This is a genomic window from Sphingomonas naphthae, from assembly GCF_028607085.1.
In the GTDB taxonomy this organism is placed as follows: domain Bacteria; phylum Pseudomonadota; class Alphaproteobacteria; order Sphingomonadales; family Sphingomonadaceae; genus Sphingomonas_Q; species Sphingomonas_Q naphthae.
Map to the genome: position 1 here is coordinate 1,613,870 of NZ_CP117411.1, position 14,722 is coordinate 1,628,591.

Here is a 14,722-nt window from a genome sequence, read left to right on the forward strand (position 1 = left end):
ATCGCAACCGGCAGGTGGTGAGCGCGCAACCGGCGGTTGATCCCGGCGGATCATCACCCTACAGCCGCGCGCAACCCACACTTTGGCAGTATGAGGAAGCGGCGCGATATGGCGAAGATCAAGGTAAACACCCCGATCGTCGAGATGGACGGCGACGAGATGACCCGCATCATCTGGAAGTGGATCCGCGAGCGGCTGATCCTGCCGTATCTGGATGTGGACCTGAAATATTACGACCTGTCGATCGAGAATCGCGACGCGACCGACGACAAGGTGACGGTCGACAGCGCCAAGGCGACCCAGCAGTACGGCGTCGCCGTGAAGTGCGCGACGATCACGCCGGACGAGGCGCGCGTCGAGGAATTCAAGCTCAAGAAGATGTGGAAGTCGCCCAACGGCACGATCCGCAACATCCTGGGCGGCGTGGTCTTCCGCGAGCCGATCGTGATGTCGAACGTGCCGAAGCTGATCCCCGGCTGGACGGACCCGATCGTCGTCGGCCGCCATGCCTTCGGCGACCAGTATCGCGCCACCGACTTCCGCGTGCCCGGCCCCGGCAAGCTGAAGATGATCTGGACCGGCGAGGATGGCTCCTCGATCGAGGAAGAGGTGTTCGATTTCCCCTCGTCCGGCGTGACGATGGGCATGTACAACCTCGACGACAGCATCCGCGATTTCGCGCGCGCCTCGATGAACTATGCGCTCGATCGCAAGTGGCCGCTGTACCTGTCGACCAAGAACACGATCCTGAAGGCCTATGACGGCCAGTTCAAGGATCTGTTCCAGGAGGTTTTCGACGCGGAATTCAAGGACAAGTATCGCGACGCGAACATCTCCTACGAACACCGCCTGATCGACGACATGGTCGCCTCGGCGCTCAAGTGGTCGGGCAAGTTCGTGTGGGCCTGCAAGAATTACGATGGCGACGTGCAATCGGATCAGGTGGCGCAGGGCTTCGGCTCGCTGGGCCTGATGACCTCGGTGCTGATGACGCCGGACGGCAAGACGATCGAGGCCGAGGCGGCGCATGGCACCGTCACCCGCCACTATCGCATGCACCAGCAGGGCAAGCAGACCTCGACCAACCCGATCGCGTCGATCTTCGCCTGGACCGGCGGCCTCAAGTTCCGCGGCAAGTTCGACGGCACGCCCGACGTGACCAAGTTCGCCGAGACGCTGGAGAAGGTCTGCATCGACACCGTCGAGAGCGGCAAGATGACCAAGGATCTCGCGATCCTCATCGGCCCGGACCAGCCCTGGATGACCACCGAGCAATTCTTCGAGGCGGTCGTGGTGAACCTGGAAGCCGAAATGAAGAACTGGGGCTAAGCTCCAGAAATTCGGAGGGCGCTGGTGCGGCGGCCTCCGCGCTCGAGGGGCGGGTTGCTCAGGCAGCCCGCCCCTTTTCGTTGAGGCCGGCGAACAGATCGCCGAAGGACGTGCGATGGTGCCGGGTGTGGCCTGCCGCCACGATCGCCGCGCGATGCGCCGCCGTGCCGTAGCCGGAATTCTGCCCCCAGCCATAGACAGGGTGCCGCTCCGCCAGCCGCGCCATCATCCGGTCGCGCGCAACCTTGGCGAGGATCGAGGCGGCGGCGATCTGGGGGACGATGCTGTCGCCGCGCACCACCGCGCGGCAGTCGCCGGCCAGGCCCGGTGGCACGTCCACGCCATCGAACCGCACCGGCGCGTCCACGCCGAGCCGCGTCACCGCCGCGCGCATCGCCGACAGGGTCATATTGCGGATGCCATACAGGTCGATCGCACGCGCCGACCGCGCGGCGAAGGCGAAGCGGACGCATTCGCCGAGCTTCGCATGGAGCAGCTCGCGTTCCGCCCTGGCGATCCGCTTCGAATCGTCGAGCAATGCCAGCAGGCCGCGCGGCAGGCAGTCCGGCTCGAACCACACGGCGGCCACCACCACCGGCCCGCACAGGGCGCCGCGCCCCACCTCATCGCAGCCGATCACCGCCGGCAGCCGTTTCGCGGCCCGCCCCGCGAACGGGCGGACGCCCCGCATTCCCGTCTTTGTTCCTGTTTTCGACGCCATATCGTCAGGATAGTTCAATCCGATACCGATCGAAACACGCAATCTGTCTTCGCAGGTGGAACAAAGCTGGTAACGGGCTTGAGCATTTCGTAATGAAATGCAGATATTGCTGTCGCCTTGGTTGGGGAATCAAGGTGGGGCCGGCGGGGACAATGAACGTCATGAGCAACCGGTACGAGCTGGCGGTCGAAATGGCCGAGCGGCACGGCCAGGCACAGCCCAAATCGTGGCGGCGGGCACAGATCTACATGGCGATGGCTGCGGCCGATCTGCTGATGATCTCGCTTGGCTTCATGATCGCGTCGGTCCTCTGGGCCGGCTATGTCGAAAAGAATGTCAGCACCATGCTGGCCTTCATCCTGCCGATCCAGATGCTGGCGGGCCTCAACGCCCAATCCTATGGCATGGCGACGCTGATCAGCCCGGCGCGCAGCGTGACCCGCGCGGTCCAGTCCTTCCTGTGGACGATGCTCGCGGTGATCTGCATGGGCTTCCTGCTGAAGGTGGGCGCCGAATATTCGCGCGCCATCGCGGCGATCGGCGCGGCGCTCTCCGTGGCTTTGCTGATCGCGGGCCGGATGGGTGTGTTCTGGCTGGGCACCCGCGTGTTGATCGACGGGCCGATCAGCAAGGTCATCCTGTGCGATGGCACGATGCTGCTGCCCGGGCCGGGCGAGACGATCATCAATACCGCCGCCGCCGGCCTCGCGCCGATGCTGCACGATCCGATGATGCTCGATCGCATCGGCCGCGCGGTGCGCCATGCCGATCGCGTCATCGTCGCCTGCGCACCCGATCGCCGCGTCGCCTGGGCGACCGCCCTGAAGGGCGCGGGCGTCGACACGGAATTGCTGATGCCCGAGTTCGAGGAGCTGGGCGTGCTGGGCACCGATTCGTACGGCGACGCCATCACCGCGATCGTCGCGCGCGGCCCGCTGGGCCTGCGCAACCGCGCGATCAAGCGGTGCTTCGATCTTTTCATCGTGGCGTGGCTGCTGCCCGTGCTGCTGGGCGTCACCGGGCTGGTGGCCTTGCTCATCAAGCTCGACGACGGCGGGCCGGTCTTCTTCGTCCAGCGCCGCATCGGCCAGGGTAACCGCCTGTTCCCGATGTACAAGTTTCGCAGCATGAAGGCGGCGCAGCTCGACGCGGGTGGCGTCCAATCCACCCAGCGCGGCGATTCCCGCATCACCCGCGTCGGCCGCATCCTGCGCAGCACCAGCATCGACGAACTGCCGCAGCTGTTCAATGTCCTCAAGGGCGACATGAGCATCGTCGGCCCCCGCCCCCACGCGCTGGCCTCCACCGCCGGCGACGCGCTATTCTGGGAGGTGGACCAGCGCTACTGGGGCCGCCACGCCGCCAAGCCCGGCCTCACCGGCCTCGCCCAGGTACGCGGCTTCCGGGGTGCGACCGAAACGGCGAGCGATCTGACGAACCGCGTGCAGGCCGATCTGGAATATCTCGCCAACTGGACGATCTGGCGCGACATGCGCATCGTCGCCGCCACCTTCGGCGTGCTGTTGCACCATAACGCTTACTGATCCCACACGCCAAACGACCCGCCCGGCTGTGCCGAGCGGGTCGCGAAGCCTGTGCTGTCAGGCCGGGATCAGTAAGGACGAGCGGGCGGGGCCGACGAGGCCGGCGCCGGGCCGACCGGGCTTTGCACCGACGTGGCTGCCGGAGCATTGCTGTACGCGCTGATCATAGCACCACGGGTCGATCCCGCCGGATCGCCGGCATTGCCGATCAGATCCGCCGCCGTGCCCGTGGTGAGCAGCGGGCGAGCCTGCGCCGGGGCACTGGCCGACTGCTCGGGGCTTGCCGGCGGAGTCGGCTTGGCCATCGCTTCGGCCTCGGAAACGGTGGGCGACGGAGCCGCCTGCGGCGCGGCGAAAACAGCGGTCGACGAGGCGAGGATCAGCGCCAGGGCGCCGGTGCGGAATGTGGCGTTCATCGTGCATCTCCTGATTGGGAACCTGCATGGCTGAACGTCGCGGATCGCAATTTGGTCCGTTGACAGAATGAATTTTCGCGGAATCGCCCGATCAGCGATCAAAACGAATCCGAAACGAACGGACTTTTCGGTTGTCCTGAGGGCATCCCCCTCCCGCAAGCGAGAGGGGGCCGCGCTCCTACTTCAACGTCGGGCTATCCAGATTCAGCCCCGCCGCCGGGATCACCTCGGGCGTGATCCCCTTGGCCTGCATCGCCGGCAGGAACTGCTTGGCATCCCCCACGATCACGATGCTCGCCGCCGCCGGATCGAGCAGCGCCGCGCCGGTCTCCTTCACTGTCTCCGGCGTCACCGCCTCCACCGACGCGACATAGCTGCCGAGCGTGGCGAGCGGCACGCCCTGGCTCACCAGCGATCCGATCTCGCCCGCCAGCCCCGACGTCGTCTCGATAGTGCGGCCGAACCCGCCGGTCAGCACCGCCTTGCGCGTGTCGAGTTCGGCCACCGCGACAGGCTCCTGCCCCAGCTTGCGCATCTCCGCCACAATCAGATCGGCCACCTCGGGCGCGCTGGCGTTCTTGGTCTGCGCCGTCGCCACGATCGGCCCGATGGTGCGCCGCGCGCCGACCGAGCTGCCCGCGCCATAGGAAAGCCCCCGCTTCACCCGGATTTCCCAGTTCAGCCGCGAGGAATAGCCCGTGCCCAGAACGCTGTTGGTCACCTGCGCCGCATAATAACGCGCATCCTTTCGCGCGATGCCCTGCCGCGCGACCAGCACCGCCGCCTGCCCCGCCTCGGGCAGATCGACGACGATCACGCGCGGCGCGAGCGGTGTCGCGGCGGCGGGCAGCGGCGGGATCGGCGTGGCGGGCGCCTTCCACGATCCGAAGAGCTTCTTCGCCAGCGCCTCGGCCCGATCGACCGAAATATCGCCGACGAGAATGAGCGTCGCCGCATCCGGCCGGAAGCGTGCGCGATAGGTGCCCGCCACATCGGCCTGGGTGATCGCCTTGAGCGCCGTCGTCGTGCCGCCGGCCGGATGGCCATAGGCGCTGCCCCCGAACACCGCGCGCGCCGCGACCAGCTTGCCCAGCTCGCCCGGCTGCTTGAGGGACACGTTGAGCGCGTCGAGCGTCAGCCCACGCTGGCGATCCAGCTCCTCCTGCGAGAAGATCGGGTTGAGCGCGGAATCGGCGAAGATCGCCATCGCCGGCTCCAGCACATCGGACTTCACCGTCAGGCCCAGGGTCGAGCCGTCCCAGCTCGATCCCGCGCCGATCGAACCGCCCAGCGCCTCGATCCCGTCGGCCACCTGCGTCGCCGAGCGCGTCTTGGTGCCCTTGGTCAGCAGATCGGCGGTGATCGAGGCGAGGCCCGATCGCGCCGCCGGGTCGGTCGCCGAACCACCACCCACCAGCAGCTGCGCCGATACGATCGGCACGTCATGCTTTTCCATCACCACCAGCTTGAGGCCGTTGGCGAGCGTCCGCTCGACCGGCACTGGCACCTTCGCGGCCAGCGGCTCGGCGGCCGTTGGCGGCTGCACCCGTTGCGCCTCGGCGGCGGCGGTCACCACCTCGACACCCGGCGGCACGGGCAGCGGCGCGACCTTCACGGTCGGCGCGATGGCGAAGGTCTCGGGCGCGGCGCCGGGCTCCGCCGGCAGATAGCGCACCACCGTCCGCACCTTGTCGGTCAGATACTGCTTGGCCACTCGCTGCACGTCGGCCGGCGTCACCGCCGCGATCTCGGCGAGTTGGCGGTCGGCGGCGGCCGCATCGCCATCGATGATGATGGCGGCGGCGATCGCATTGGCCTTGCCCGATGCGGTTTCGCGCGCGCGGATCTGGCTGGTCAGGATGCCGTTCTTGGCCTTCTCCATCTCGGCCGCGCTCGGCGGGGCGTCGCGCAGCGCGGCGATCTGCGCCAGCAGCGCCGCCTCGCCCTGATCCACCGTCTTGCCGGTCGAGAGGATCGCATAGGCCGCGAAAATGCCCGTGCCCTGCTTGCTGTCGATATCGGTGCCGGCCTGCACCGCCGTCCCCTGCCGCACCAGCGCCTCGTAGATGCGCGAGCTTTCGCCGCCCGACAGGATCGAATCCAGCACCGTCAGCGCGGCATTGTCCTTGTCGCGATCCGGCGGGATCAGGTAACTGATGAGCACCGCGGGCAGCGGCACGTTGGGCGCGTGCACCGTCACGCTCTTGGGCGCGGTGCGGGCCGGCTCCTGCGCGGTCACCCTCGGCACCTTGAAGGCGCGGTTTTTCAGCGGCCCGAAATAGCCGTCGACCCACTTGTCCAGATCGGCCGGATCGAAATTGCCCGCGACCACCAGCACCGCATTGTCGGGCCGATAATAAGTCGCGTGGAAGGCGCGGATGTCGTCGACCGTCGCGGCATCGAGATCCTCGATGCTGCCGATGCCCGGCCGGGCGTAAGGATGAACGCTGTACGACGCCATCGGGAAGTAGAGCGCGAACAGCCGCCCATAGGGCGCGGCCAGCACACGCAGGCGCAGTTCCTCCTTCACCACCTCCCGCTCGGACTTGAACGACGCCTCGTCCACCACCAGCGATCCCATCCGCTCGGCCTCGGCCCACAACAGGCGGCGCAGGTGGTTGGCGGGCACCACCTCGTAATAATTGGTGTAATCGTCGTTGGTGGAGGCGTTGTTGAAGCCGCCGACATCCTCGGTCAGCCGGTCCATCGTCTCGGCCGGCATGTTGCGCGTCGCCTTGAACATCAGATGCTCGAACATGTGCGCGAAGCCCGAGCGGCCGGCCGGATCGTCCTTCGACCCGACATCATACCATACGTTGACCGACACATTGGTCGTCGCCGTATCGCGGATGGCGAACACGCGCAGGCCGTTGGGCAAGGTGCGGCTGGTGTAGGCGATCGGCTGGACGGTGGCGGCGGCGGGCGCGTCGGCGGCGATCGCGGGGAGCGAGGCGCCGAGCAGGCAGCCGGCGGCGATCGAACGCAACAGCAAAGAACGCATGGATATTCCTTCAGAAACGATGCGTAACTTGTAGGCGTGGCCGTGAAGCGCCGCCAAGCGGTTTCGCGTGCGGGCGTCGGCATATACGCGCGAGCCGCCTGCGTTCATCCGCCGTTCACCACGTTTTGGCCTGCGCGGCGGAAAACCGCCGTTGCGCGCGGATCGTTTCGCCCGCACCATGCTGGCGGGGGCGTGACATCACCCGACGCTCCGCGCCTGTCGATCCGGAGCATGTGCCGAATGATCCTCGACGCAGACGGCCTCGGCGAGAGCGGGATGGTGCAGGGGGATATCGCGATCGTCGGCGGAGGCGCCGCCGGCATCACCATCGCCCAGGCGCTCGCCGGATCGGGACTGACGGTGATCCTGATCGAAAGCGGCACCAAGCGACGCGGCGAGCCCGGCGCGGACGGCTTTCGCGGGGAATCGATCGGCACGGCGATGGACCCGGCCGGCGGCCGCTTCCAGGGCCTGGGCGGCAGCACCAACCGCTGGACCGGCCGCTGCGCCCCGCTCGACCCGATCGATCTCGCGCCGCGCGACTGGGTGCCCCATTCCGGCTGGCCGATCGGCTGGGACGAGCTGGCGCGCTGGTACGGCCCGGCCGAGGCGGTTTGCGGCCTCTCCGATGCCGCCCCGGTGCCGCCCGCTACCGATGGCGATACGGTCGCCCCGTTCGGCTGGCGCTTCGCCGCGACCGGCTGGAAGACCTACCAGAGCTGGGGCGACCGCTATCACGATCTGCTCCGGCTCGATCCGAACATCCGCGTCGTCACCGGCGCGCTGGCCGCGGGCATCGCCATCGACGGCGGCGACATCACCCACGCCCGCTGGCTGACGCTGCGCACCCACAGATTGCGCGAAGTCCGCGTGATCGCCCGCCACTTCGTCCTGAGCGCCGGAGGGATAGAGAATGCCCGGCTGCTGCTCGACGTGATCGCCAGCCAGCCCGGCACCCTGCCCGCCGTCGCCGACAGTGTCGGCCGCTATTTCATGCAGCACCCCCGCGTCACCACCGCCACCATCGCCTGCACCCGCGCGCAGGCCGCCCGCCTCCAACAGAGCTTCAACAATTTCCCCTCGTCGCGCGGCCACCACCACGAGATCGGCTTCGCGCTGACACCCGAGACGCAGGCGCGCGAGAGGCTGCTCAACGCCAGCGCGGTCCTGCGCTACGATGCCGCCCCCAGCGCCGCCCGGCGCGGCTGGGCGGCGCTGCGATCGGGCATGACGCCCTACCCCCGTGAATGGCTGGCGCTCGCCGGCTATGCCCTCCGCCCCGACCGCCTCCTGCCCCGCGCCGCCACCCGCATGGCGGGCCGCCTCGCGCTCCGCACCGATCCAATCGTGTCGCTCGTCGTCGATATCGAGCAGGCCCCCCAGCCCGACAGCCGCATCACCTTGGCCAACAGCCTCGACCGCTACGGCCGCCGCCGCGCCCGCGTCGACTGGCGCATCGCCGAGCAGGATCGCAGCACGGTGCGGCATATGACGGAGGGCATCGCCACCTTCCTCGCCACCCGCGATCTCGGCCGGCTCGTCCCCGAGGCGGTGGACGACATCCTCGATCCCGCGCGGATGCAGCACAGCTTCCACCACATCGGCAGCACCCGCATGAGCGACAGCCCGCGCGACGGCGTGGTGGACCGCGACGGCCGCGTCCACGGCACCGCCAACCTCTACGCCTGCGGTTCGTCGGTCATGCCCACCGGCGGCCACGCCAACCCGACCTTCACGATCGTCGCGCTGGCGTTGCGACTGGCGGATCACCTGAAAGCGGTGGCAACGGCCTAACCCGGCCCTTCCCGCTTACTTCCGCCCGTATCGCGCCCGGAAATCGTTGGCGAAACCGGTCAGCCGCCCCTCCGCGATCGCCGAACGCAGCCCCGCCATAAGCTGTTGATAGAACCACAGATTATGTTCGGTCATCAGCATGGCGCCCAGCATCTCGCCCGATCGGATGAGGTGGTGGAGATAGGCGCGGCTCCAGCCAGCGGTCGGCGAATCGGGATCGAGCGGGGACGTATCCTCGGCCCACTTCGCGTTGCGGATATTGACCGGGCCATCCCAGGTGAAGGCCTGGCCGTTGCGGCCGCTGCGCGTCGGCAGCACGCAATCGAACATGTCGATGCCGCGCTCGACCGCGCCGACGATGTCGTCGGGCTTGCCCACGCCCATCAGATAGCGCGGCTTGGCCGGATCGAGCTGGCCGGGGGCGTAATCGAGGCAGGCGAACATCGCCTCCTGCCCCTCCCCCACCGCGAGGCCGCCGACCGCATAGCCATCGAAGCCAATGCCGAGCAAAGCATCCGCCGACGCCTTGCGCAGTCCCTCGTCGAGCGCGCCCTGCTGGATGCCGAACAGAGCCGCCCCCTCGGCATGGGTGCCGCCGCGATCGAATTCGTCGCGCGAACGCTGCGCCCAGCGCATCGATCGCGCCATGGCGGCGGCCTGCACCTCGCGGGTCGAAGTGGTCGGCACCAGCTCGTCGAACGCCATCACGATATCCGATCCGAGCAGCCGCTGGATCTCGATCGAGCGTTCGGGCGTGATGAGGTGGCGCGATCCGTCGAGGTGGCTGGCGAAGGCCACGCCCTCCTCGCTGCGCTTGGTGAGTTCGGAGAGGCTCATCACCTGATAGCCGCCGCTGTCCGTCAGGATCGGCCGGTCCCAGCCCATGAAATGGTGCAGGCCACCCAGACGCGCCACCCGCTCGGCGCCGGGGCGGAGCATGAGGTGGTAGGTGTTGCCGAGGATGATGTCGGCGCCGGCCGCGCGCACGTCGGTGGGCTTCATTGCCTTCACCGTGGCGGCGGTGCCGACCGGCATGAAGGCGGGGGTGCGGATTTCGCCCCGGCGCATCGTGATGGTGCCGGTGCGTGCGCGGCCATCGGTGGCGCGGATGTCGAACTGGAAACGGGGTGTCATCCCGCCGCCCTTAATGTCCCCCGATCGTCATTGCGAGCGCAAGCGAAGCAATCCAGTCCCGAGGATCGTATCCGGTCGAGAGACTGGATCGCGTCGCTCCGCTCGCGATGACGAATGAAAGATCAGGCCCGGCGCGCCACCGGCGCCGCCGCCGCGATCGTGACCGGGCTGGTCAGGCGGTAGGTGGCGACATAGCCGACATGGTCGGACAGCATCGTGCCGTCGCGCTCGCGGCCGAAGGGGACGCTGATCGAGACCGGCTCGATGCCGACGCCGAGGCCGCCGGCATAAACCTGAAGATCCTTGCCCTTGCGGAAGGCGGTGCGGGCATCCGCGTCGCGCGGGGTGAGGCATGGGGTCAGCGGATCGAAGCAGGTGGCGAGCGCCGTCTGCGGGGCGGCGGCCATGCCGATGCTGCGCGGCAGGCGGGCCAGCATCGCGTTGAAATAGCTGCGGCGCACGGTCGACTTGCCGATATTGGTGTCGCCCGCCAGCACATAGGGCGTGCCCGCCGGCAGGTTGGCGCGCAGGAAAGCGCCGATCGTATCGACCTGGCGGGTGAAGGCATAGGTGAAGCGCGCCTTCGACACGCCCGACGCCGCCTTGGAATTGAGGTGGGTGGCGATCACCGCGACCGGCGTGGCCGAACCCGGCACGCGCACCATCGCCATCACCACGCCCTTGTTGGCGAGGCAATCGAAACCGGCGCAGGCATAGGCCGGGAAGGCCGCGCGCTTGACCGCGACGATCGGATAATCGGAGAGGATGGCGACGCCGCTGTCGAGCCACTTGCCCGACCGCTCGCCCGCCAGCCACGAGGCGCCGCGCGCGAACGCCCGGTCGGCATCGCTCTCGGGCGCGCCGCCGGCCATGTCGCGATCGGGGCCGTTGGCGACGTAGCGATAGCCCGCCGCCTTCGCGATCGTCCTGTCGGCGCCGGAGAAGGCCTCCTGAAGCACGACGACATGCGGCTGGGCGCCCTGCACGCGCAGACCGGCGAGGCGGCCGGCGATGCGCTGCGCGGCATCGGCGCGGCCGAAGCGCACCGGGAAGGGCAGCCCCTCCACATTGTAGGTCAGCACGGACAGCGACGGGCCATCCACCTGCACCGGGCCACCCACCGGCATCTGCACCGTTGCGATGGGCGTCAGGCTGGTCGGCGCGGGCGCCGCCAGCAGCACGGCGGAGACGACGACGGTGGCGACAGTGGCAAAAGTCCGCAGGTTCATTCCGACCTCAGCAACAGGGCTTTGGTGGGATGACGGCACCGCGCGGCAAGGTCCGCACCTGTTCGCGGAACTTTTTGTGATCGGGAGATTTCGTTACGTTGCCGCTATTTCGCCGCCATCGGCCGCGGGTGCGGGCGGGTCTTTGCGACGGCTATCGCACGATGGCGTTCAAGCTCTTGGAAAGGCCCCTCTTCGTCATTGCGAGCATAGCGAAGCAATCCAGCCTCCCGACCGGATGCCGGCGTTGAAACTGGATTGCTTCGCTTCGCTCGCAATGAAGAATGGCAACCGGGAGGGTCAGCCCCGCTTGGCCAGGGCCGTCTCGGCCTCGGCCATCAGGGTCGCCAGGATGTCCGCCACCGGCTCCTCCTTCTTGACCATGCCCACGGATTGCCCGGCCATCACCGATCCATTCTCCACATCGCCGTCGATCACCGCGCGGCGCAGCGCGCCCGCCCAATAATGTTCGATCTGGAGCTGCGCCTCGCCCATCGCCACCGCGCCCTCGTCGAGCTGCTGGGCCACTTCGCGCTGCTTGGCTGTGAACAGCTCGCTCGACGCATTCTTCAGCGCGCGGACCGGGATGACCGGCAGACGCGGATCGATCTGCACCGAGGCGATGGCGTCGCGGGCGGAAGCGCGGATGAAGGCCTTCTTGAAATTCGGGTGGGCGACACATTCCGTGGCGCACACGAAGCGCGTGCCGAGCTGCACGCCAGCCGCGCCCATCTCCAGATAGCCCGCGATCGCGTCCCCCCGGCCGATGCCGCCCGCCACGAAGACCGGAAGCTGGTCGGCGATCTCGGGAAGCATCTCCTGCGCCAGCACCGAAGTGGAAACCGGGCCGATATGGCCGCCCGCCTCCGATCCCTCGATCACCAGCGCGTCCACGCCCGATCGGATCAGCTTCTTGGCGAGCGCCAGCGCCGGGGCGAAGCAGATCAGCTTGGCGCCCGACGCCTTGATCCGCTCCAGCGAACCCGCCGGCGGCAGGCCGCCCGCCAGCACGACATGGCCGACGTCATGCTTCGCGCAGACATCGATCAGCTCGGACAGCGCCGGGTGCATCGTGATGAGGTTCACGCCGAACGGCTTGTCCGTCAGCGCCTTGGTCGCGGCGATCTCGGTATCGAGCAGCGCCGGGGTCATCGCCCCGCAGGCGATCACGCCGAAGCCGCCCGCGTTGGAGATGGCGGCGACGAGGTGGCGCTCGCTCACCCACGACATCGCCCCCGCCATGATCGCGGTCCGCGTCCCCAGAAAGGCCGCCCCGCGCGCCATCAGCGCGCTCACGCGATCGTTGCTCATCGAAACCCTCGTTTGTAATTCTTGTCGCCCGACCCTTAGACAGCGTGGCGCCCCGGCGAAACCCTCGTCCCGTGGATAGGGGCGAAGAAGGCGAATAGGCGGCGGACATGCTTGAGATCGGGCGAACCGCCGTCTACGCAAAGCCATGATCGTGCGGAGGGCGGATGGACGGCGAAACGGGTGACGGCATTGGCCTGGGCGAGCTGGACGGGCTGATCGGCTATCATATCCGCCGGGCTTCTTCGGTGTTCGGCGGCACTTTCGTCCGCGCCGTGACCGGCACGGGGCTGCGCCAGGTGCCGTTCGGCATCCTTTCGGTCGTCGCCGCCAATCCCGGCATCAAGCAGGGTGCGGCCGGCCGCGCGCTCGGCATCCAGCGCGCCAACATGGTGGCACTCATCAACGAACTGGTCGATGCCGGCCTCGTCGACCGCCGCGCCGCCGACGACGATCGCCGCGCCTTCGCCCTTTCTGTAACCCCCCGCGGCGCGGCGCTGCTGGAGGATTGCACCCGGCGCATCAAGGAGCAGGAGGCCGAACTGCTCGCCGATTTCGACGAGACCGAGCGCATCCTGCTGATCGATCTCGTCCGCCGTATCGAAGCGCGCGAGGCGCCGACCTCCGCCGACTGAACAGGCCGATTCGCGGCCTACACCGCGATAGATTTTCGCATTTTTCCGCCATTCTCGCGCACCGCTCGTCGGCGCAGCGGAAGCCTCTTGCCGCGCGTCCTCGATATGGTTATGCCTAATAACAATAACGAAGGAGAGATCAGTGGCGACGTCCCTTTCCGCGCCCGTCGGCGCACTTTCCCCGGCTACGTTCGATCGTCTGAACCCCGTGACGGGCGCCGTCGCGACGACCGCGCCGGCCGCGACCGTCGCCGACGCCAACGCTGCGGCCGATGCGGCGGCGGCGGCCTTCCCGGCCTGGTCGGCGCTCGGCCCCAATGCCCGCCGCGCCGTGCTGATGAAGGCGGCGGACGCGCTCGCCGCCAAGGCCGATGCCTTTGTCGATGCGATGATGGGCGAGATCGGCGCGACCGAGGGCTGGGCGCGCTTCAACCTGATGCTGGCGGTCGGCATGGTCCGCGAGGCGGCCGCCCTCACCACCCAGATTTCGGGCGAGGTGATCCCCTCCGACAAGCCCGGCTGCATCGCCATGGCTCTGCGCGAGCCGGTCGGCGTGATCCTCGGCATCGCGCCGTGGAACGCGCCGATCATCCTGGGCGTGCGCGCGATCGTCGTGCCGCTCGCCTGCGGAAATACGGTGGTGCTGAAGGCCTCCGAGCAATGCCCGCGCACCCACAGCCTAATCGTCGAGGCCTTCGCCGAGGCCGGCTTCCCGCAGGGCGCGGTCAACATCGTCACCAACGCGCCGGCCGATGCCGCCGAGATCGTCGGCGCGCTGGTCGATCACCCGGATGTGCGCCGCATCAACTTCACCGGCTCCACCACCGTCGGCCGGATCATCGCGAAGCGCGCGGCCGAGCATCTCAAACCCGTCCTGCTCGAACTGGGCGGCAAGGCGCCGCTGATCGTGCTGGAGGATGCCGATCTGGACGAGGCGGTGAAGGCGGCCGCCTTCGGCGCCTTCATGAATTCCGGCCAGATCTGCATGTCGACCGAGCGGATCATCGTGGTCGATGCCATCGCCGACGCCTTCGCCGAGAAGTTCCGCGCCAAGGTCTCGACCATGCCGGTCGGCGATCCGCGTGAGGGCAAGACCCCGCTCGGCGCCGTGGTCGATCAGAAGACGGTCGATCACGTGAAGGGCCTGATCGACGATGCCGTCGCCTCGGGCGCGACGATGCTCGTCGGCGGCGACGCCGATGGCGTGCTGATGCCCGCGCATGTGATCGACAGGGTCACGCCTACGATGAAGCTGTTCCGCGACGAGAGCTTCGGCCCCGTCGTCGGCATCATCCGCGCCCGAGACGAGGCGGAGGCGATCGCGCTCGCCAACGACACCGAATATGGCCTCTCTGCCGCCGTCTTCACCCGCGACACCGCGCGCGGCCTGCGGGTGGCGCGCCAGATCAAGTCCGGCATCTGCCACGTCAACGGGCCGACCGTGCACGACGAGGCGCAGATGCCCTTCGGCGGGGTCAAATCCTCCGGCTACGGCCGCTTCGGCGGCAAGGCCGGCATCGACAGCTTCACCGAGCTGCGCTGGATCACGATCGAAACCCAGCCCGGCCATTTCCCGATCTGATCGGTCCCGCCCGATCCCCCCGACATCCACCG

Annotated in this window: 11 protein-coding genes; 5 read left to right on the forward strand and 6 right to left on the reverse strand. The window is 68.3% G+C overall.

Annotation, left to right across the window (positions count from 1 at the left end; all coding sequences use genetic code 11):
• The first annotated feature begins 108 nt into the window (after positions 1 to 108).
• The gene (locus tag PQ455_RS07670; RefSeq protein ID WP_273690627.1) at positions 109 to 1,329 is read left to right on the forward strand and encodes an NADP-dependent isocitrate dehydrogenase; all 1,221 of its coding nucleotides are present in this window, start codon (positions 109 to 111) and stop codon (positions 1,327 to 1,329) included.
• Positions 1,330 to 1,387: 58 nt separating this feature from the next.
• Here PQ455_RS07670 and PQ455_RS07675 read toward each other — a convergent pair whose 3' ends face one another.
• Positions 1,388 to 2,020: a ribonuclease HII gene (locus PQ455_RS07675; protein WP_273690629.1), complete on the reverse strand. Its 633-nt coding sequence runs from the start codon at positions 2,018 to 2,020 to the stop codon at positions 1,388 to 1,390.
• A 191-nt stretch (positions 2,021 to 2,211) separates the two neighbouring features.
• Between PQ455_RS07675 and PQ455_RS07680 the strand changes: the two genes are divergently transcribed.
• Positions 2,212 to 3,594, forward strand: coding sequence for a sugar transferase (locus PQ455_RS07680; protein WP_273690631.1), 1,383 nt, complete (start codon positions 2,212 to 2,214; stop codon positions 3,592 to 3,594).
• 68 nt (positions 3,595 to 3,662) lie between these two features.
• On the opposite strand, the gene PQ455_RS07685 is transcribed toward PQ455_RS07680, so the two are convergent.
• Both PQ455_RS07685 and PQ455_RS07690 read right to left on the reverse strand, forming a co-directional pair.
• On the reverse strand, positions 3,663 to 4,010 hold the full coding sequence (locus PQ455_RS07685) for a hypothetical protein (protein ID WP_273690632.1): 348 nt from the start codon (positions 4,008 to 4,010) through the stop codon (positions 3,663 to 3,665).
• Between the two features lie 178 nt (positions 4,011 to 4,188).
• A complete protein-coding gene (locus tag PQ455_RS07690; RefSeq protein WP_273690634.1) occupies positions 4,189 to 7,011 on the reverse strand; it encodes a M16 family metallopeptidase in 2,823 nt (940 codons plus the stop codon).
• 240 nt (positions 7,012 to 7,251) lie between these two features.
• Between PQ455_RS07690 and PQ455_RS07695 the strand changes: the two genes are divergently transcribed.
• Positions 7,252 to 8,805, forward strand: coding sequence for a GMC oxidoreductase (locus PQ455_RS07695; RefSeq protein ID WP_273690636.1), 1,554 nt, complete (start codon positions 7,252 to 7,254; stop codon positions 8,803 to 8,805).
• Positions 8,806 to 8,820: 15 nt separating this feature from the next.
• On the opposite strand, the gene tgt is transcribed toward PQ455_RS07695, so the two are convergent.
• The 3 genes from tgt to PQ455_RS07710 form a co-directional block, all read right to left on the reverse strand.
• Entirely contained in the window at positions 8,821 to 9,939 is a 1,119-nt protein-coding gene (gene tgt, locus PQ455_RS07700; protein ID WP_273690638.1) for a tRNA guanosine(34) transglycosylase Tgt, read from the reverse strand.
• Between the two features lie 122 nt (positions 9,940 to 10,061).
• On the reverse strand, positions 10,062 to 11,168 hold the full coding sequence (locus PQ455_RS07705) for a sphingomyelin phosphodiesterase (RefSeq protein WP_273690640.1): 1,107 nt from the start codon (positions 11,166 to 11,168) through the stop codon (positions 10,062 to 10,064).
• A gap of 297 nt (positions 11,169 to 11,465) precedes the next feature.
• Positions 11,466 to 12,476 (reverse strand): NAD(P)H-dependent flavin oxidoreductase, encoded by a 1,011-nt coding sequence (locus PQ455_RS07710; protein WP_273690642.1) that lies wholly within the window; start codon positions 12,474 to 12,476, stop codon positions 11,466 to 11,468.
• A 164-nt stretch (positions 12,477 to 12,640) separates the two neighbouring features.
• On the opposite strand from PQ455_RS07710, the gene PQ455_RS07715 reads away from it, so the two are divergent.
• Together PQ455_RS07715 and PQ455_RS07720 are read left to right on the forward strand one after the other, a co-directional pair.
• Positions 12,641 to 13,108, forward strand: coding sequence for a MarR family winged helix-turn-helix transcriptional regulator (locus PQ455_RS07715; protein WP_273690644.1), 468 nt, complete (start codon positions 12,641 to 12,643; stop codon positions 13,106 to 13,108).
• A 142-nt stretch (positions 13,109 to 13,250) separates the two neighbouring features.
• Entirely contained in the window at positions 13,251 to 14,690 is a 1,440-nt protein-coding gene (locus PQ455_RS07720) for an aldehyde dehydrogenase (RefSeq protein ID WP_273690646.1), read from the forward strand.
• The last annotated feature ends 32 nt before the right edge of the window (positions 14,691 to 14,722 follow it).

Excerpts from the sequence above, each read along its gene's own strand:
- PQ455_RS07670 (WP_273690627.1), top strand. The coding sequence starts at position 109 with ATGGCGAAGATCAAGGTAAACACCCCGATCGTCGAGATGGACGGCGAC.
- PQ455_RS07675 (WP_273690629.1), bottom strand. The coding sequence starts at position 2,020 with ATGCGGGGCGTCCGCCCGTTCGCGGGGCGGGCCGCGAAACGGCTGCCG.
- PQ455_RS07680 (WP_273690631.1), top strand. The coding sequence starts at position 2,212 with ATGAGCAACCGGTACGAGCTGGCGGTCGAAATGGCCGAGCGGCACGGC.
- PQ455_RS07685 (WP_273690632.1), bottom strand. The coding sequence starts at position 4,010 with ATGAACGCCACATTCCGCACCGGCGCCCTGGCGCTGATCCTCGCCTCG.
- PQ455_RS07690 (WP_273690634.1), bottom strand. The coding sequence starts at position 7,011 with ATGCGTTCTTTGCTGTTGCGTTCGATCGCCGCCGGCTGCCTGCTCGGC.
- PQ455_RS07695 (WP_273690636.1), top strand. The coding sequence starts at position 7,252 with ATGATCCTCGACGCAGACGGCCTCGGCGAGAGCGGGATGGTGCAGGGG.
- tgt (WP_273690638.1), bottom strand. The coding sequence starts at position 9,939 with ATGACACCCCGTTTCCAGTTCGACATCCGCGCCACCGATGGCCGCGCA.
- PQ455_RS07705 (WP_273690640.1), bottom strand. The coding sequence starts at position 11,168 with ATGAACCTGCGGACTTTTGCCACTGTCGCCACCGTCGTCGTCTCCGCC.
- PQ455_RS07710 (WP_273690642.1), bottom strand. The coding sequence starts at position 12,476 with ATGAGCAACGATCGCGTGAGCGCGCTGATGGCGCGCGGGGCGGCCTTT.
- PQ455_RS07715 (WP_273690644.1), top strand. The coding sequence starts at position 12,641 with ATGGACGGCGAAACGGGTGACGGCATTGGCCTGGGCGAGCTGGACGGG.